Raw genomic sequence first — 18,665 nt, forward strand, 5'->3', positions numbered from 1 at the left:
CGGGTTGCGATTCCCTGCATCGCCTGGGCGTACAAGGCCGTCAAGGATTTAAGAGGCTTCGATCGCCACGCACGGGACCAACGCATCGTTGCGATATTTGCAGCGCAAGGACCGCGAAACGACGCGGTGCGAGAGCGTCCTCGCGGGTATCATCAACTCGATTGCGACAACGACAACGACAACGACAACGAACGACCAAGCCACCAAAGGCGTTCCCTAACGGGCTGACTTCGCTCCATGATCCGGCTCCCAGGCTCCAGCGCTCCCATCGATAACGACCCCTTCGATCCAGATGTCGTGCAGATTGCAGATGCTCACCGCGTAGATCGGACCGCTGTAGCCGGCGGGCAGCACGTGGTGGGAGACCGGATGATCACGTTCCGGATTGAAGGTCTTCTGACTCAGCAGCCGAAAGCGCGCATCCAGCAGTTTGTGCTTGAGAATGTAGTGCCGGTAGCCGTCCATCGGGTGCGGGGTGCGGATGGTAACCGCCGTCGTCAGTCCGGGCGCGGACTCGGTCTTGATCTCCGGCAGGTGCCGGTCCACCTCACTCGCCCATATCCCCGGCGCATCGCGCGTGAAATAGACGCTGCCCGCCAGCGGGCCGCTGATCATTACGACCGATTGCGCATGCACCGGGCGGACCGCACTGATCACCATGCCCGCCGCGCACCAGGCCAACCAGGCTCGCCGCTTCATCGGCTCACTCCTCAGGCGACCACGGCCGGCCCCTCATCGAGCCAGGCGCTAAAGACCTTGTAGCCCAGCACCAGCACCACTGAACCGACGAACAGTCCGATAATGCCGGAGCTCAGGAATCCGCCGATGGCGCCGACGAAGATCACCGTCATCGGCACCTCCACCCCGCGGCCAAGCAAAATGGGCTTCAGGATGTTGTCGATGCTGCCGACGAGGAGTGTCCACACCAGCAGGGCGATGAAGGTCGTCGTGTCGGCCGTGGTGAACACGTAGATCAGGATCGGCAGCGCGATGGGAAAGATTCCGACCTGGATCGTGCTCATCAATAGCGCCAGCAGCGCCCACAGACCGGCCGCGGGAACCCCGGCCGCAAGCCATCCGAGCCCGACCAGAATCGACTGAATCAGGGCGACGCCCAAAATACCGCGGGTGACACTGCGCACGGTCGCCGCCGCCAGCCCGGCGAATTCGACCCCGCGCGCGCCGGCCAGGCGGTTGGCGACGGTCCGTGCCGCCCGCCGGGCGCCCTCCTCATGAGCGAGCAGCACCCCCGCGATTGCGATGGCGAAGACAAACTGGAGGATGCCGATGCCCGCCCCGGCCGCCAGTCCGCCCAGCCAGCGTAGCGCCACCTTGATCTGAGGGGTGATCTGGCGCAGGGCGTCTTCCATATTGGTGGATGCGTCATCCCACAAGCCGTGGGCGTAAGCCCCCACCAGGGGGACACCGCTGACCCAGGCGGGCGGCGGGGGAACATCCAGCGAACCGTCCTCGAACCCGTGCAACAACTCCTCGGCACCCCCGACCACGGAGTCGCTGAGCAGTACCACCGGGACCAGCAGCACGGCGAGCGTCAGCACCGACATCAGGGTTGCGGCCAGCACCGAGCGGCCGCCCAAGGCATTGACCAGCAGTTGATAGGCCGGATAGAGGCCGATGGCGATGATCGCGCCCCACAGGCCCGGGACGATGAAGGGCCGCACGATATCGAAGCACCAGGCCGCCAGGATCGCGAGCAGCGCGATGCGGATGAAGGTCTCAATGGCCCGGTCCATGAAATGGCGGTCGGCTTGGGTCACTTCGTTCATGGGGACACCGCGGGTCGCGTTGGTGGCTGGTGACGCCGGATGCTACCCCGAGCGCCGGATAACTGCCAGCGGGGTCGGAACATCATCCCCGGAGCGCGACCGGATCGCAGCCTTCATCGCAATCTGCAACACCGGAGCAAAGCCCACGCAGACCGATTCGCAAAATCGGCTGCACGCTCGGACGACACCTGTCAACCGCCCGGAGGCATCAAGCTAACATGCTGTTTTACAGTTATTAAAAGACTGGCACGCGTGATGCAGTATTGTCGTCAAGCAACCACCGGCACCACCATCACAGGGGTTAAGCCATGAGCCCGAAAATCATTCTCTGGATCAGCTTCAGCGTCGTCTCTTCCACCTGGTACGCCCTGGACCCCGACGCCCGTCTCGCCTTTGGACCTTCAGTTGCGGCCAACGCGACGACCCAGGTCGAGCGAATGATCCAAGCCGAGTTCTTGGATGTCCGCACCCGCACAGCGATGAACTGAGATAGCCAGGCTCCGATCGCCAAGAGCCCGACCCGGCCGAAGCCGCGGTCGCAACAAACAAGGCAGGAGGCCAACCGCGCGCACGCGATGGCCGGCAAGCAGCTAGGGTACTGCCGAAGCCGAAGGCGCACGCTAGAAAAATCCGCGAGGCGCATCAGCCATCATAGCGATCCGTTATGATGGCTTTTTCTTGATTGCCGCAGTTGCCGCGCGCTGCGCGTCGACTAGGGGAAGGACCCGCGTCTCCCCCAGGGCAACCGCATAACGTACCAACTCGGTCTGCGACTGGAGACCCAGTTTGTGCATCATCCGCCGACGGTAGGTGTCGACGGTCTTGACGGCCACGCCCAGATCGTCCGCGATCTGACTGGCACGACGTCCGACGGCGATCAGACCCAGCACCTCCCGCTCCCGCCGCGACAGCAGCGTGCGGTTAGCGCGCAGCGGCAGCGGCGGGTTGTCGGGTAACCACATTCCACCCGCATGGACATGTCGTACCGCCTGGATCAGCGAGTTCACCGACTCGCTCTTGACCAGGTAGCCTTTGGCGCCCGCCTCCACCATCTGGTTCACGAAGCAGGCATCACCCAGGGCCGACAACGCGAGCACGCGGCACGATGGGACGGCCTTGCGGATACAGGCGGCCGCCTCGATTCCATTCATCTCGGGCATGCTCACGTCCAGGACGACCACGTCCGGCCGCAACAACTGCGTCTGGGTGACGGCCTCGAGACCATTCGACGCGACGCCGACAAACTCGATATCCTCCTCGGCACGCAACATGCCGGCCAAGGCATCGCGCACCATCGTATGATCATCCGCCAGCAGAACGCGTATCGTCATCACAACCGGCCTTTTTTCATCAGGTTTGTTCTTACAAGTTCATCAGGGAACGCCTTTGGCGTCCCGCTCGTTGTCGTTGTCGTTGTCGTAATCGTTGTCGTAATCGAGAGTGACTCCCGCGGGCTTTGGTCATAAACCTGGCTGCCTCGCGATCTGCACGGTCGGCGGTCCGCGCAGCGGACCCTACAGACTTTGGTCATAAACCTGGCTGCCTCGCGATCTGCACGGTCGGCGGTCCGCGCAGCGGACCCTACAGACTGATGGCATCGCTTTTTCGATCACGACAACGACAACGATTGTCAGCACGGCCGCGGCGCCGCATCGGCCAATTGATTGACCGGGACCCACAGGCTGACCGCGGTGCCGCCGCCTGGCGATGCCTGCAAGATCAAACGGCCACCGATCAATTCGATCCGGGACCGCAGGCTGAAGAGCCCGAACCCGCCGCCCCTGCGCCCCGCGGCCTGACCAGCCAGTCGCGCCTGATCGATGCCGATGCCGTCATCGCGCACGGTCAAGTGAGCGGTGCCCGGCGCCCCACTGATCCTGACCTCGGCGCGGGTGGCCTGGGCGTGCTTGCAGACGTTGGTCATGAGTTCACGCGCCGCCTGAAACAGCGTGACTTTGAGGTCATCAGGAAGCACCGACAACTCGCCCTCCTGCCGACAGTCAAAGCGAACTGACCAGCGTCCGCTCAATTCGCCCCCAAGCCACTGCACGGCCGCGAACAACCCGCCCTGATACAGGACCGGAGGGCTGAGTTCGAACACCAGGGTGCGCAACTGGGACAACGACAGGTCGAGCAGTTCCCGCAAGCGCTCCGTGCGCGGCGAGGCGTCACCCGGCACCGTGCCGGGCGCGGGATCAAGCAGAATCCGCGCGAGCACCAGCTGCTGGATGGTGCTGTCGTGCAGTTGATCCGCCAGACACCGTCGTTCCCGCTCCTCCGCCAGGCAGAGCGCGGCGTCCATCTCGCGCATCCGTCGATGGGCGAGGTGCAAACTCTCGGTCCGGGCGTCCAAGTCCTCGTGCAGGCGCCGCGACAGGCGCGCCAGCGTGGCATGGGTACTGACGCGGGCGAGCAGGACGCGGGCATCGAAGGGCTTGACCACAAAATCGACACCGCCGGCATCAAAACCCCGCAGCACTTCGGACTCTGTCCCGTGGGCAGTCATGAAAATAACCGGCAGATCGCCGTAGCCCGGCTGTGACTTCAGATCGCGACAGAGTTCATACCCGTTCTCATCGGGCAATTGCACGTCGAGCAAGATCAGCTCAAAGCGCTCGACCGCCAGCCGGGCGCGCGCCTCACGGCCCGACCCGACACCGCAGGGCTGCATCCCGGCATCCGCCAGTTGATGACAGACCAGGCGGACGAGCAGCGGATCATCATCCACCACCAGCAGCCTGGAGCGCGCTAAATCACGGTTCACGGCGGATCAATCTCCTGATCGAGCGGCAATCTGGCTCAGATTGAGCGAGTCTTCGTCTCCATCCTTTCGAAAATAGCGGAAGATGTCCCTGATCTCTGTCCGCCTTTAGACTACAAGCGCAAAAAAAAGATACGTCTATAGGAGACACAGCGCGTTCCGCGCTGCATCAATGTTCGCTGGTTCAGATCACGAAGCGGTCACGTCCCTCGGACTTGGCCTGATAGAGTCGCCGGTCGGCCTGCGCCAGAAAGTCGCCGAGCCGGTCGTCGGGCCGGGGCTGACAGGCCCAAACGCCGATACTCAGGGTGACGATGGACCGACCGGGCGCGGCCTGATGGGGGATCGCCGCCGCGCGTACGGCATCCAGGTTGCGTGCGGCGGCAGCGCGCGCGGCGGCCAGGTCGGCGCCCGGCATCACCCGCACAAACTCCTCACCCCCATAGCGTGCGACCAAGCCCTCCTCGCGCCGATGGGTCCGGCGCAGCGCGGTCGCCACCTGGCACAGACACTGATCGCCGGCCCCGTGCCCATAGCAATCGTTGTACGCCTTGAAGTGATCCACATCCATCATCAACAGACCCAACCAGGCGCCGTTGCTGATGGCCCATTGCCATTGTTCCGCCAGGTAGGCATCGAGCCGGCGCCGATTGGCCAACCCGGTGAGGGCATCCAACTCCGACAGGCGCGCCAGCGAGTCACCCTGTCGCTTGGCGGCCAAGTGGTTGCGCACCCGTGCCCGCACTACCTGCGCATCGAACGGTTTGTGCACATAGTCCACGGCACCCAGATCCAAACCCTGACTTTCGTTCTCGGCGCCGCCGCGCCCGCTCACGAAGATCACCGGGATGTCGCGCGTGCCCGGGTCGGCCTTGAGCGCCCGGCACACCTGATAGCCGTCCATCCCCGCCATCATCACATCCAGCAGAATCAGATCCGGACGCGGCTGTCCCCGCGCCAGCGCGAGTGCCGCATCACCCGTGTCGGCGGTCGCCACCCGGTACTCCTCGCCCAGCAACTGCAACAGGAGCCCGGCCGCCAGCGGATCGTCGTCGACGATCAGCACCAGCGCGCCCCCCGCGCTGGTCTCCGACCGGCGGGGCGCCGCCGGTGTCGGCGCGGGAAGCGGCTGCCCCAGACCCGCCAAGCCTGCGGCCTTGATGGTCCGCGCCGCGTCCAGCGTCCGGGCGAGTGCGGCACGCAGTTCGGCGATATACGCGGCGGCCGCGGACGGCCCCGGTTGGCACCGCGCGGCAGCCGCGGCCGCGAGTGCGGCAACGGGCTCGGCGCCCAGCACCGGGGCCGTGCCGCGCAGCATATGGGCGAGCCGGGCCACGCTATCCCCACCCGACTGCGCCGCCTCCGGCACCAGCGTCGCCAAGCGCGGGCCGTAGCTCGACAGAAAGTCATCAAGCAAACTCAAATAAAGATCGGGGTCGCCGCCCACCCGCCTGACCCCGGCCGCGGCATCGATCCATGGCCGTTCCTGCGGCGCCGTCGCTCCAGCAGCATCCCGCGATCCGGCTGCCGGACCGGCCGCCGCCGGGCGCGTGACCGGTACCGTCGGCAGCGTCATCCACCGTGCCAGAGTGGCGGCAAAGACCGCCTGATCGAAGGGTTTCGAGATATGGTCGTTCATCCCCGCCGCCTGACAGCGCTGTTGGTCGCTGGCCAGCACATGGGCCGTGATGGCGATCACCGGCAGCTCGCGCAGGCGCGGGTCGGCGCGCAGCCGCCGGGTCGTCTCATAGCCGTCCATGCCGGGCATCTGAATATCCATCAGCACCAGCGCGTAGCCCGTGGGTGCCTGCCGCAGTCGGTCCAGGGCGGTCTCGCCATCGGCCACCGGCTCCGCCGCGATGCCGAGTTGGCTCAGGAACTCCACCACGATCCGTTGGTTGACCAGATTATCCTCGACCACCAGCACCGGCCGGGCCGGAACCGCGGCCACCGGCACTCCCCCGCACACGGCGGTCACGGGCGGCACACCGGGCGACTGCTCCCCGCCGGTCGCGGCCCCCGTGGATGCCGGACCCCGGACCTCGGCAGCCGGACGCCGCAACGGGATCACCACCGTAAAGCGCGCCCCCGCGCCCGGGCGGCTGTCGACACCGACCTCCCCGTTCATCAGGCCGGTCAACTGCTTGACAATGGCGAGCCCCAGCCCGGTACCGCCGTGACGCCGGGCGAGTGAGTTATCGCCCTGGTTGAAGGGCGTAAACACGGTTGGCAACTGGTCCGCGGCAATCCCGATTCCGGTATCCTCGACGGTGAACACGACACGCTCGCCATCGGTCGCGGCGCGGTCCGCGGCGACCCGCAGCGTGACGCGGCCCTGGTCGGTGAACTTGACCGCGTTGGCGATCAGGTTGATCAACACCCGCTCGATCTTGTGGGCGTCGCCCGACCAGGTGCCGTCCAGGTCCGGATCGACGACGCACTCCAGCGCCAACCCCTTCTCAGCCGCCAAGGGCGCGCCGATCGACAGGACCGCGTCGACCAGTTCCCGGAGTTGAAAGGGCGCATCGCGCGGGGTATCGGCACTGCCCTCCAGTCGGGAGAAATCCAGAATTTCATTGACCACCGCCAGCAGCGAGCGACCAGCACGCTCGATCTCGGCCAGATAGTCGCGCAGCCGCGTCGGCTCCTGGGTGCGCACCCCCAGGGCGGCCAGGTTCAGCACCGCGTTCAGGGGGGTGCGGATCTCATGGCTCATGTTGGCCAGGAAGTCGCCCTTGGCGCGGTTGGCCACCTCCGCGGCCTCCTTGGCCCGCCGCAGATGGCGGTTGAGCCGGGTCAACTCCCAGTGACGCCAGCCGAGTAAGGAACCCACCACGGCAAAGAGCCCCAGGAACTGCCACAGCCGGGTCAGGTCCAGCCCTTGCTCGATCCGGAAGGTGGTCCGCCGCCGCGTGATCCGGTCGCGCTCGGCGGGGGTGGTGGCCGCAACCACCTTCTGCATGATGGAGAGCAATTCCGGCTGATCATTGCGAACCGCCACCGCGATCGGATAGGGATCATCGAGCTTGGCGATGATCCGAAAACGCCCCAGCCCCTGCTCGACCAAGTCCGCCGCATGCTCCAGGGTGGCGACCGCCGCATAGGCCCGCCCACTGATGATGGCGTCCTCGAACTGCGCGACACTGTCGATCGGAATGAACGGCTGTTGCGGATAGCGCGCCTGCAAACTGGCGGCGACTGCCGCCCCCCTGGGCACCGCGATCGGTTGGTCGGCGAGGCTCTCGATTCCGGCGACGAAGGGCGCCTCATCACGCGCCAGCAGGACGTGCGTGAGCTGGACATAAGGCGAGGTAAAGGCCAGGTAATCTTCCCGCTCGGCGGTCGGCACCGCCCCGGAAATCAGATCGCAGCGGCGCGTGCGGGCAAACTCCAGGGCCTCGGACCAGGTCCCCGAGGGCAGCGGCTGCAGCGCGATTCCTAGCTTGCGGGCGAACAAATCCAGATAATCCCGAAAGATCCCCCGGTGTTCACCGTTCTCCAGGTAGTCGTACGGGGTCCAAACGGGGCTGAAACAATAGGTCAGCACCCCGCCCTTGTCGTCCAGATACGCTTGCTCCGCCGCGCTCAGCACCGGCGTGCGGGGTGCGGCGGCCGCGCCGGGGGCGGCCAGATAGCGGCTGCGAATCGCCTGGCGCTGCTCGCGCGACAGCGCGATCAACACCTTGTCGATGGCGCTGACCAGCAGTGGACGGTCCTTGCGAATCGAGAACACCAGCGGCAGCGGCGCGGGCAGGACGAAGGCGGTTTCGATGTTCTCGATGCGGCGCTCCGCCAACCAGTGGCCAAAGGAGTCATCGGCAAGCAGGGCCTCGACGTCTCCCGCCAGCACTTGGTTGGCTCCCGCCAGCGCGGAGTCCACCGGCACCGCACGGACCCCGGCGACCGCGGTCAGGGATTTCTCATCGCTCAGATTGCCGCGCAGATAGGCGACCCGCCGATTCGTCAGGTCTTCCAGCCCACGCAGCCCCAGGGGGTTGCCGATCCTGACGAAGACCCGCCGCCCGAGTTCGGTATAGGGCACGGTGAACAGAAAATGGCGCGCCCGTTCGGGATGGACGGCCGAGGCGGACAGCCCATCGATGAGCCCCTGCTGCGCCCGGCTCACCTGCTGCGCCCAGGGGCCGAGCTCGAAACGGATGCGGGTCCCGATGACCCGATCGATCAGCGCCGCCGTGTCGGCGTCGATCCCCGAGAAACTGCCGTCCGGGTTCCGGCTGATCAGCGGCGACCAATCCTCGTCGACACCCAACACCAGGTCGGGCCGCGCGGCGATGTCGACACGCTCGGCGTCGGTCAGGTGCACCTGGGCACGGAGCGCAACGGCAGGATCGCCCTCGCCGAACCAGCGCGCATGCAAGCGCTGCAGCTCACCGGGGTCCAATCCGTCGATCGTCTTGTCGAGCAGGGCGGCGAGCACCTCCTGGTGCCGCTCCACGGCAAAATGACTGACCGTGGTCCAGCCCGACTGACCGAAATTGGCTGGACCGCGTTCGACCACGTTGGTGATGTATTCCGCGACCCGCATCGTGCGTTGCCCGAAGCGAAAATCAGCCGCCCGGTCGCGCGTCTGCGCGGCATTGAGGACGACATCCGCCCGCCCCTGCTTGACCGCGGCAAAGGCCTCGACCAGGGACGTTTGGCGCAGCTCCACCGTCAGACCCAAGACTGCCGCGGCCCGTTCGATCAACTCCACGGTATAGCCGGTGTGGCGGCCGTCCCGCCGGGTCGAGGCCGGCGGCGCATCCGTGTACACAACCCGGAGCCCTGAGTGAGCGGCCAGGAACTCCCGCTCCGGCTGAGTCAGCGTCGGCGGCTGGGACGGCCGCGGCACCGTAGTCACTGTCGTATCGTGAAACCAACGGTCCCAGATCGACTGAAGCTCGCCGGTCCCCAAGGCGTCGCGCGCCTTGTCCAGGACCCCGACCAGCGGTTCCAGATCGCGACGCATCGCGAACAGGGCTGCCTGCCGCGGCGTCGTGCCGTCGTCGAGATCCGTCGCCCCCTTGGCTTCGACGCCTCCGATCAGGTGCTCCGCGAGCAGATAACGACCGTTTTGCCGCTCCAGGATCGCGGCATCCGCGCGCCCCGCGGCGACGGCCTCCAAGGCCTCGCGGTAACCGGCCACGACGAGATGCTGAATCTCCGGGTGACTCCGGGCCAGCCACTGCATCGGACCCGACTCGGCGGGAGTGGCCAGGGTCTTGCCGCGCAAGGCGTCGAGGTCGGCACAATCGGTGCAGTCGGTGCGCGCGAAAATCGTGAACGGGACCGGGTAACGGCGGGCGCTGAAACTCAGGAAGCGTTCTCGCTCCATGGTCACCGGACTGTTGATGGTCAGGTCAGCGCGGCCCTCCCGCAAGTCCCGATAGGACTGCCCGAGGCCCTGGTCCTGCCAGTCCAGTTCCAGTCCGGCCAATTGCGCCATGCGCGCCAGCAGCTCCACCGTATAGCCGGTGGGGCGGCCGTCGCGCGTCAATGCGTAGGGCGCGATCTCGGCAAAGACGACCCGCAGCCGCGGATGGGCGGCGATGGCGGCGCGCTCCGCGTCGGTCAGCGCCAAGGGGACATCAGGGAGCGGCGGCGACCCGACAGTCTCCGGATCGAACACCAGCTCCGCACTGGGCAGTGCCTGTGCGGCCAGCCCGGTCGCCACGAAGAGGTCTTGAATCCGGTTCAGTTGGATCGGATCGATCGACCCGATCGGGTAGACCTCGGGCAGAATGGCGGAGTGGGTCTGATTCGCCTCGAAGCGCAGGTGATCGCGCTCCTTACCCTGCGTGTTGTAACGCGCCAGAATCAGCTCCACCAGCGCTTCCGGATGAGCCAGGGCGTACTCCCACCCCCGGTTGGTTGCCGCCACAAAGGCGCGCATCCGCTCGGGATGGGCCGCCGCATAGTCCGCGGCGGCGAACAGATTCAGATCATAGAGCGCGATCCCGTAGTCACTCGGGTCGATGACATTGAAAGGCACGCCGCGTTGATGCAGATAGAAGGGCTCGTTGGTGGTGAAGGCCGTCATGGCGTCCACCTCGCCGCGCACGAAGGGCTCCACCGAAAAGCTGTGGGGAACCACGTGGAGATCGCTTTCGGTCAGGCCACCGAGTTTGAGCATTTGCCGGATGTTGGCGCTGCCGAGTTCCTTCGGATTGGCCATGACCCGCAGCCCCTTCAGGTCGGCCGGGGAATAGAGACCCGGCCGCACCAGCAGCACCAGCGGTGAGCGCTTGAGATAGGAGGCAAGCAAGCGGATCGGCCGCCCGCGCATCCGTTCGGCGATGACCGTGCTGTAGTAAGTGCCGAAGTCGGCGCGTCCGGTGACAACCGCGTCGATGATGTCGATGCCCTCGGCGTACTCGCGCAATTCCACCGCGAGCCCTGCCTCCCGATAGTACCCCTGCTCCAGGGCCGCGTAGAAACCGGCGAACTGCCATTGATGACGCCACTGGAGCTGCACCGAGATCGGGGTCAAGGGCGCACCCGCCACGTCCGCGACCCCGCCGGTCTCGCCCGCCGGCGGCGCGGCCGAACCGGTCACCCACCAGCAAAGACCAACCACGGCCGCGACCAATAGGAACAGGGTCGACAGCGGTCGGCGACGTCGGGCAGAACATGTTGCGAATGTGCTCACACCCGACATTAGACTCCCAGCGGCGCACCGGGTCATCCAGATTCTCTTGCGCTGCGCGCCCTCGTGCCCTGCGCACGGCCTGATGCCGCGACCGGCCGGCGCGGATCGGTTGCATTTCGCTCCACCCGCGGCCATCTTTCGCCGCTCCACGCGACCGCTGCCAGGATTGCCCGATGCCCGCAACACTCTTGATCGACAATGGCTCGTCGCGCCCGGACTCAACCCTGGCCCTGCGCGACCTGGCCCAGGCACTCGGCCGGCGCACCGGCGCCGCGGTCCACCCGGTCTCGCTCCTGCACGCGGATCGGATTCCCGCCGCCGCCCTGGACGGCCGACCCGCGGACACCCTCGAACCCTATTTGCGCCGCGCCCTCGCCAGTGGTGAGCGGGCGTTTCACCTGATCCCCCTCCTGTTCGGACCCAGCCGCGCGCTGAGCCGGTTCATCCCCGACCTGGTTGCCGACCTGCGCCGCGTCCATGGTCCATTCCAGGTCCGCATCGCTCCTGAACTGTGCCCCCTGCCGCGCGGCGAGCCGCGTCTCGCGGACCTCCTGGACGACCACATCCGCGCGACCGCCGCCGCCCGTGCCATCGCCCCCCGCCGGCTGGTGCTGGTCGACCACGGCTCGCCGATTCCTCAGGTCACCGCCGTGCGCACCTGGCTAGCACAGCGTGTGCGCGAACGGATCGATCCCGGGGCTGTTCTGACCGAGGCCGCGATGGAACGGCGGCCAGGCCCTGAATATGACTTCAACGGCGACCTCCTGGACCTGGTGCTGCACCGCCTTGCCGCCGCGGACCCGACCACCCCGGTGATCGTCGCCATGCTGTTTCTCGCGCCCGGCCGCCACGCCGGACCCGGCGGGGATATCGCCGCCATCTGCGCCGCGGCGCAGGCCGACTTCCCCGGTTTCCAAGCCCACCCCACCCCACTGGTCGGCAGCCACCCGGCGCTGATCGAGATCCTGGCGGATCGGCTCACCGGGGCGGCGGAACAACTTTAGGCGATTGCCGGAGCATCCTGTTGCGTCGTCAGGGCTTCCAGCCCTGACGGTGTCCGGCCGGGATGGCCCGACGACGCACCCGGCGAGCCCAAGTGGCCGGAATCTTGATCGAGGCCCTCAGACTGCTCCGCCGGCGCGGGCGGAAAGTGCACGTCCTCATAGACCGCCTCCAGGGCGCACGCGAAGCCGAGCGTATGAAGACGGAGCGGGCCGTTCGCGGGGACGGATTGCAGCATCCAGCCCTCCGGGTGGCGGCGGAACACCTCGACCGCGGGCGCACGCGAGTCGATCAGGACATACTCTTCGAGCGTCGCCAGTTGCCGGTAGGACGCGAACTTGCCGCCCCGATCATAGGCCTCGCTGGAGTCGGACAGGACCTCGATGACGATCCGCGCACGCTCCTTGACGAGCGGCCGGGCGCCGTCCGCCGGGTCGCAGGTGACGAAGACATCGGGGTAAAAGAAAGCGCGCGCCGCCTCGACGCGGAGTTTCATGTCCGCCATGTAGACGCGGCAGGGTCCGCCGCGGACATGAGCGCGCAGCATCGCGGCGACGTTGAGGGTGATGGTGACGTGCTGCTCGGTCGCCCCGGCCATCGCAAAGACCTCGCCGTCGACGTATTCGTGTTTGACCAAGGCGAGGGTCTCGCCGGCCAGGTAGTCGTCGACGCTGATGAACGGAACCTCGGCAAGATTGGACATCGCGACACTCCGCAAGGGTGAAACCAGAACCCGATTACAGCATTCCGCGGACGGAGATGCCAGGCGCGGAAAGTCTCGGCCGCCCCACCAGGCGGATCAGCGATCCACCCCCGTGGGAGCGGCCTCCGGCCGCGATGGGGGCCTCGCGGGATCCCGACCATCTCTCGTGCTGAATGGCAAGCCCCTGCTGGGCCAGATCCAGCGCGCGCTGCTGATCGCCCAGCGCGTCGGCATAGGTGGCCAGGGTGTTGAGGCTCATGGCCGTATCGGGGTGCCGGTCGCCGAACAGGTCACGGCGGATGCGCATCACCAATGAAGACCGCCGCGTCGAGCTGTTGCCGCACCGCCTCCAGGGTCCCCTCCCGGCCGATGAACTGAGGTCCGAGTGCGCGGTAGGGGACAAAAAAGACCGGTCGGCGCGGATCGTAGTCGGCGACGGCCCCGGCCGGCGTATCTGGGATGGGATCGATGGGGTTCGTGCTGTGGTCTGCCGTCATCATTTCTGAAATTGAATCGCCTTGTTGACCCCTTCCGCTTGCAGGCAACCGCTGCCAAGCAGCAGTCAGCTGAGGGTGGAAACGCGGGTCCCCTTCATCTGCGTCCGGTGTGGCGTCCCAACGCGGCTGGAGCCGCCGGGGCGTCAGCGGATACACTACAAGCATTCACAGGCTGAGACCGCGCCGCGGCGGGAACCGGCCGCGCTTGTCACCGCCCAAGTTGTCGATTGTCTGACATCCATGCAGATCCTGCACGCTTTCTGGTTACCCGAGGTCACCGACGCCTTCGTCCAGACCGGGGCCTTCCTGCTCTGGGCGGAAACCCTGAAGCGCGGCGCCGCACGGCGCGATGACGGCGTTCCCGTGCATCCGTTTCACCTGACCCACGCGGACTGGCCGACCTTGGTCGAGGCGCTGGGTGGGCAGACCATCGTGTCGCCGCTCGACGACGCGCTGGTGAGCGGCACGCTCCGGCTGCCCGGCACCGCGGAGCTGCCGCTGCCCTCGCCGCTGTTGGCGCGGTATTGGCCGGACGACAGCACCGACGCACCGGTGACCTGGCAGCGCTGGCAGGTGGACTGTCTGCGCTTGGACCGCCCCATCAAACAACTGAGCGACCTCCATTTCCTGGCTTTCCACCGGGGCGGGGAGGTGCAGCCCGGCGGCGACTTCCTGTTCTGGTACTGGTTCACGCAGGAGCTCAAGCGTCTTCTGGTGCGGGACCAGTATCTGCCCGCACTGGTGGTCCGCCAGCCGACCCGGCCCAAAGGCAAGCGCACGGTTCCGCCGCTCGAAATCGCCGGCGCCTGGGACTGGGCGTCCGAGCACTATGAGCGCTTCATCAGCGACGCCGGCACGCGGATGCCCGCGGCCTGCGCCGCCGGTCTGGACGGCTGGCCGGATGCGGACAGCCTGTTGCGACACTGCGCCGAGGTACTGCTCGATCAGATCCTGCGGCACACGCCATGGCCGGCCGTGTTCGCGAAAAAGGTGGAGCGGACTTGCCTCGCCGCCTGCCTCGCACCCACGCGGTCGGCACCGTTCGGCATCAGCCTGGACACCTACCAGCACTGGCGGCAGTGGCGCTCACGCATCCGGGGCGCCGAGCGCGACGCCGCCTTCACCCTGGGGTTCCAACTGGTGGAGCCCGCTGCCGAGACGGCGGACGACTGGACGCTGCAATTCGTCGTCGTCCCCAAGGATGACCCGTCGCAGCGTCTGGCGCTGGCCGACTATTGGTCCCAGTCCGCGACGCACCGCAAATCCCGGCACCGCCAGTTGGGAAAGGACTTCGAGACGCACCTGCTGCTCAACCTGGGGCTGGCCGCCCGGATGATTCCCAAGCTCTGGGACGGTCTCGACACCGCCGAGCCGCGGGGTCTCACCCTGAACCTGGACGACGCCTTTGCCTTCCTGAAGGAATGGGCCTGGGTGCTGGAGGACGCCGGGTTCAAGATCATGGTGCCGGCCTGGTGGACGCCGCAGGGACGGCGGCGGGTGAAGATTCGGCTGCGCTCGTCCGCCGCCCGCACCGGGCCCGCTGCACCGGCGAGCAAGAGCGGACTCAACCTCGATAACCTGGTGCAGTACAGCTACCAGCTCGCCATCGGCGATCAGGTGGTGACCGAGGAGGAATGGCAGCGACTGGTCGCGTCCAAGGCCCCGCTGGTGCAGTTCCGCGGTCAATGGGTGGAACTCGACCGCGACAAGATGCAGGAGATGCTCGCCTTCTGGCGCCGCCATGGTCACGAGACCCCGGAGCTCAGCATCCAGGATCTTCTCCAGCGCACCCTCACCGACGACGGCTTCGAGGTGGACCGCGACGATGCCCTGGCCGCGATGCTGGAGCGCCTGCGCACGGGCAGCCGGCTGGAGTCGATCGCGGATTTGCCCCAACTGAATGCGCAACTGCGCGACTACCAGAAACGCGGTGTGGCCTGGCTCGGCTTCCTGGAGCAGCTTGGCCTGGGCGGCTGTCTGGCCGACGACATGGGGCTCGGCAAGACCATCCAGGCCATCGCCCGTCTGGTGCAGGAGCGCGCAGACGGGACCCCGGTCGCCCCCACGCTGCTGGTGGCCCCCACGTCAGTCATCGGCAACTGGCAGAAAGAGGTCCAGCGGTTCGCCCCCCAGTTGCCGGTGCTGATCCATCACGGCCCGACGCGGGTGCAGGACGCCGACACCTTCACCGAGCACACCGCGCGTCAGGCGCTGGTCATCACCTCCTATGCGCTGATGCGCCGCGACCAGCACCTGTTCGGCGCCCGCGACTGGCACCGGGTCATCCTCGATGAGGCGCAGAACATCAAGAACCCGGCCGCGGCGCAGACCAAGGCGATCCTGAAGCTGCGGGCCCGGCACCGGCTCGCCCTGACCGGCACCCCGGTCGAGAACCGCCTGACCGATCTGTGGTCCATCTTCAACTTTCTGAATCCCGGCTATCTGGACACCCAGGCGCGGTTCCGCAAACGCTTTGAAATCCCGGTGCAGCGCGACCACGACCCGGTACAGTCCACCACCCTCAAGCGTCTGGTGGAGCCCTTCATCCTGCGCCGGCTGAAAAGCGACAAGGCCATCATCCGCGACCTGCCGGACAAGCTGGAGGCCATTCAATACTGCAATCTCAGCAAGGAGCAGGCGGCCCTCTACGAGACCGTGGTCCGCGACGTGGAGCGCGAACTGGAGGCCAAGGACGGCATCGCCCGCCAGGGCCTGATGCTCTCCACCCTGATGAAACTCAAGCAAATCTGCAACCACCCGGCGCAGTTCCTCCACGACGGCAGCGCCTTCACCCCGGAGCGCTCACACAAGCTGCAACGCCTGCGGGAGATGCTCGAAGAGGCCATGGCGGCGGGCGACAGCGTGCTGATCTTCTCCCAGTTCACCGAGATCGGCGCCGAGCTGGAGCGCCTGCTCAGACAGGATCTGCACTGCCGGACCTACTATCTGCACGGCGGTACGGCACGCGGCCGGCGCGAGGCCATGATCACGGCCTTTCAGGACCCCGAGTCCGAGCCCGCGATCTTCGTTCTGTCGCTGAAGGCCGGCGGCGTCGGTATCACCCTGACCAGAGCCAACCACGTGTTTCACTTCGACCGCTGGTGGAACCCGGCGGTCGAGGATCAGGCGAGCGACCGGGCCTACCGCATCGGCCAGGACAAGACCGTCTTCGTCCACAAGTTCGTCACCCTGGGCACCCTGGAGGAGCGAATCAGCGACATGATCGAAGAGAAGAAAGCACTGGCCGGCGCCATCGTCGGCAACGACGAATCCTGGCTCACCCAACTCGACAACGAGCGTTTCAAGGCACTGATCCGCCTGAACCGTGACGCGGTGGTGGACTGACCATGGCAACCCTCGGCAAGACCTGGTGGGGCCAGCGCTTCATCGCCGCGCTGGAGGGCTTCACCGACAGCGGGCGCCTGCAGCGGGGCCGCGCCTACAGCGGCGACAACCGTATCCTCGCCTTTGCCATCGCCGAAGGACGGGTGAGCGCCACGGTGCGGGGCAACGTCAACCCCTACTTCGGGGTCTACAAAGAACCCCACTACCAGACCCGCATTCAGATGACCCAGATCCCCGCCAAGGACTGGGACAAGACCATCACCCGCCTGGGCAGCAGCGCGGCCCTGCTGGCCCGGCTCCTCATGAACGAGATGCCCGACACCATCGACGCCGCCTTCGCCGACGTGAAGCTGCATCTGCTGCCGCGCAGCCGCAAGGACTTCGCCCTGACCGATTGCTCCTGCCCCGACGGGGCCAATCCGTGCAAGCACATCGCCGGTGTCTACTATCGCCTGGCGGGTCAACTGGACCGGGACCCCTTCCTGCTGTTCGAACTGCGGGGCCTGTCGCGCGCGCGGCTCACTCAAGCCCTGAGTGCCACCCCCCTGGGCAAGGCCCTGGCGGCCCTGACCAGCGATGAGGCGCCGCCGATCACCGCCGCGGAGTCCTTCTTCACCCGCCCCCGGATCAGCGCCGCGCCGCCGGACCATCACACTTTCTGGACCGGCGCGCACCGCCTACCCGGCGAGATCGAGCCGGCCGTCCCGGCGGCGGTGCCCGCCATCCTGGTGCGCAAGGCCGGCGATTTCCCCGCCTTCTGGAACCGCGACGACTCATTCGTGGCGGTGATGGAGGATCTGTATCAGCGGGTGCGGGAGAAGAATCGGGACTTGTTGTAGGCAGGGCGGCGCGGTCGGCAGACGCCGCGCAGGGTCTTTTGGGCCGGACGGGGCATTCGCCCCGTCCGAAACGTTTTCCTCAAACCTACCGGCTCCAACCAACGCTCGGCCAAGGATCAAATGTTCGGGACGGGGCGAATGCCCCTTCCCCTCTGGGCCGGACGGGGCATTCGCCCCGTCCGAAACGTTTTCCCCGAACCCGCCGGTTCCAACCAACGCTCGGCCACGGATCAAACGTTCGGGACGGGGCGCATGCCCATAGGCGCCAACTTAAGCAACCATTTGATTTCCTGGCGTACTCAGGAACGCGATGACGGCGGCCGGGAGCGTTTGTAAGCGGCGTCGGCGTGGGCGTTCCGTTATCACCTCAAGGCATGCCGCCCAGCGCTCGGGGCGCTGGCGGTGGACTTCGAGAATCCAGGCATCGACCTGGTGGCGGGCGAGCGCCACCAAGCGCCAGGGGGTGACCCGGCGGGGCTGGTCCAGACGATCCCAATCGTCCGGGCTGTGGCGCTGAATGTGTCGTTCGATCACCAACGCATAGAGCAACTTGCCGAGAATCCAGACGGTGCCCAGTGCACTGTGTTGCTGGGTGCGCAGGTGGTCCAGGTCGAGCAGGCTTTTCAGCCGCTTGAACATCAACTCCACTTGCCAGCGGCAACGATAGAGCGCCAGCACGGCGCTCCCCTCCACCGCGTCCGGCGGCACGGTGGTGAATACCATCATCCACCCAGTCAGAAAGAGGGCCGCGGCGCTCGGCGTCCAGCCCTTGCGCTTAGCGACCTTGCGGCAGCGCTCACGCGCCGCGGCGGCCGCGGCCGGCGGCAAGCGCACGGCGTGTAGCCAGCCCGGACCACTGGTCTGCTGGCCGCGCAGCCACACGGGGACCGTGACCGTATCACNNGTCGCNGCGCGCAGGTGTGCGGCGACGTCCAGCCGTAGCGCGGCGGGATCGTGTTGCTCTTCGTCGATCTCACGCAGGTATAACGGCATGGCCGTCGGCATCAGACGCACGACCACCCACACCTGACGGGCGCTCAGTTCGAGGATCACCTGCGGCTGATTGTAGCCCCGATCGGCCA

General features: G+C 66.8%; 13 protein-coding genes. 4 read left to right on the plus strand and 9 right to left on the minus strand.

Translation table 11 applies throughout. The features are described 5' to 3' along the window. Nucleotides 1–216: 216 nt before the first annotated feature. Together A39O_RS33455 and A39O_RS0113855 are read right to left on the minus strand one after the other, a co-directional pair. Complete coding sequence (locus A39O_RS33455; protein WP_020505261.1) at nucleotides 217–699, minus strand: desulfoferrodoxin family protein; 483 nt, start codon at nucleotides 697–699, stop codon at nucleotides 217–219. 11 nt (nucleotides 700–710) lie between these two features. Beyond that, entirely contained in the window at nucleotides 711–1,787 is a 1,077-nt protein-coding gene (locus tag A39O_RS0113855) for an AI-2E family transporter (protein ID WP_020505262.1), read from the minus strand. A 308-nt stretch (nucleotides 1,788–2,095) separates the two neighbouring features. On the opposite strand from A39O_RS0113855, the gene A39O_RS40790 reads away from it, so the two are divergent. Continuing rightward, nucleotides 2,096–2,275: a hypothetical protein gene (locus A39O_RS40790; protein WP_157640082.1), complete on the plus strand. Its 180-nt coding sequence runs from the start codon at nucleotides 2,096–2,098 to the stop codon at nucleotides 2,273–2,275. Nucleotides 2,276–2,449: 174 nt separating this feature from the next. Here A39O_RS40790 and A39O_RS33460 read toward each other — a convergent pair whose 3' ends face one another. From A39O_RS33460 to A39O_RS0113875, 3 genes are all read right to left on the minus strand, one after another. Beyond that, on the minus strand, nucleotides 2,450–3,118 hold the full coding sequence (locus A39O_RS33460; protein WP_020505264.1) for a response regulator transcription factor: 669 nt from the start codon (nucleotides 3,116–3,118) through the stop codon (nucleotides 2,450–2,452). Nucleotides 3,119–3,417: 299 nt separating this feature from the next. Then, nucleotides 3,418–4,551 (minus strand): ATP-binding response regulator, encoded by a 1,134-nt coding sequence (locus A39O_RS0113870; protein WP_020505265.1) that lies wholly within the window; start codon nucleotides 4,549–4,551, stop codon nucleotides 3,418–3,420. Nucleotides 4,552–4,732: 181 nt separating this feature from the next. Beyond that, on the minus strand, nucleotides 4,733–11,104 hold the full coding sequence (locus A39O_RS0113875) for a transporter substrate-binding domain-containing protein (protein WP_169338443.1): 6,372 nt from the start codon (nucleotides 11,102–11,104) through the stop codon (nucleotides 4,733–4,735). 266 nt (nucleotides 11,105–11,370) lie between these two features. Between A39O_RS0113875 and A39O_RS0113880 the strand changes: the two genes are divergently transcribed. Then, nucleotides 11,371–12,201: a sirohydrochlorin chelatase gene (locus A39O_RS0113880; RefSeq protein ID WP_020505267.1), complete on the plus strand. Its 831-nt coding sequence runs from the start codon at nucleotides 11,371–11,373 to the stop codon at nucleotides 12,199–12,201. Here A39O_RS0113880 and A39O_RS33465 read toward each other — a convergent pair. Genes A39O_RS33465 through A39O_RS0113895 form a run of 3 tightly spaced genes read right to left on the minus strand, consistent with a single transcriptional unit; the run spans nucleotide 12,198 to nucleotide 13,399 of the window. After that, nucleotides 12,198–12,902, minus strand: coding sequence for a Uma2 family endonuclease (locus A39O_RS33465; protein WP_020505268.1), 705 nt, complete (start codon nucleotides 12,900–12,902; stop codon nucleotides 12,198–12,200). The two genes, A39O_RS0113880 and A39O_RS33465, sit on opposite strands and share 4 nt — an antisense overlap. 34 nt (nucleotides 12,903–12,936) lie before the next feature. Then, nucleotides 12,937–13,209, minus strand: a complete 273-nt coding sequence (locus tag A39O_RS0113890; protein ID WP_020505269.1) for a tetratricopeptide repeat protein — start codon at nucleotides 13,207–13,209, stop codon at nucleotides 12,937–12,939. Next, the gene (locus A39O_RS0113895; protein ID WP_169338444.1) at nucleotides 13,193–13,399 is read right to left on the minus strand and encodes a hypothetical protein; all 207 of its coding nucleotides are present in this window, start codon (nucleotides 13,397–13,399) and stop codon (nucleotides 13,193–13,195) included. Before A39O_RS0113895 ends, A39O_RS0113890 begins: the two co-directional genes overlap by 17 nt. A gap of 240 nt (nucleotides 13,400–13,639) precedes the next feature. On the opposite strand from A39O_RS0113895, the gene A39O_RS0113900 reads away from it, so the two are divergent. Beyond that, nucleotides 13,640–16,744: a DEAD/DEAH box helicase gene (locus A39O_RS0113900; protein WP_020505271.1), complete on the plus strand. Its 3,105-nt coding sequence runs from the start codon at nucleotides 13,640–13,642 to the stop codon at nucleotides 16,742–16,744. Nucleotides 16,745–16,746: 2 nt separating this feature from the next. Next, nucleotides 16,747–17,583, plus strand: coding sequence for an SWIM zinc finger family protein (locus tag A39O_RS0113905; RefSeq protein WP_020505272.1), 837 nt, complete (start codon nucleotides 16,747–16,749; stop codon nucleotides 17,581–17,583). A gap of 270 nt (nucleotides 17,584–17,853) precedes the next feature. On the opposite strand, the gene A39O_RS36615 is transcribed toward A39O_RS0113905, so the two are convergent. After that, a complete protein-coding gene (locus tag A39O_RS36615) occupies nucleotides 17,854–18,636 on the minus strand; it encodes a transposase (protein ID WP_456073028.1) in 783 nt (260 codons plus the stop codon). Nucleotides 18,637–18,665 lie beyond the last annotated feature (29 nt).

The sequence above is a fragment of the Lamprocystis purpurea DSM 4197 genome (genome assembly GCF_000379525.1).
Classification (GTDB): Bacteria; Pseudomonadota; Gammaproteobacteria; order Chromatiales; family Chromatiaceae; genus Thiodictyon; species Thiodictyon purpureum.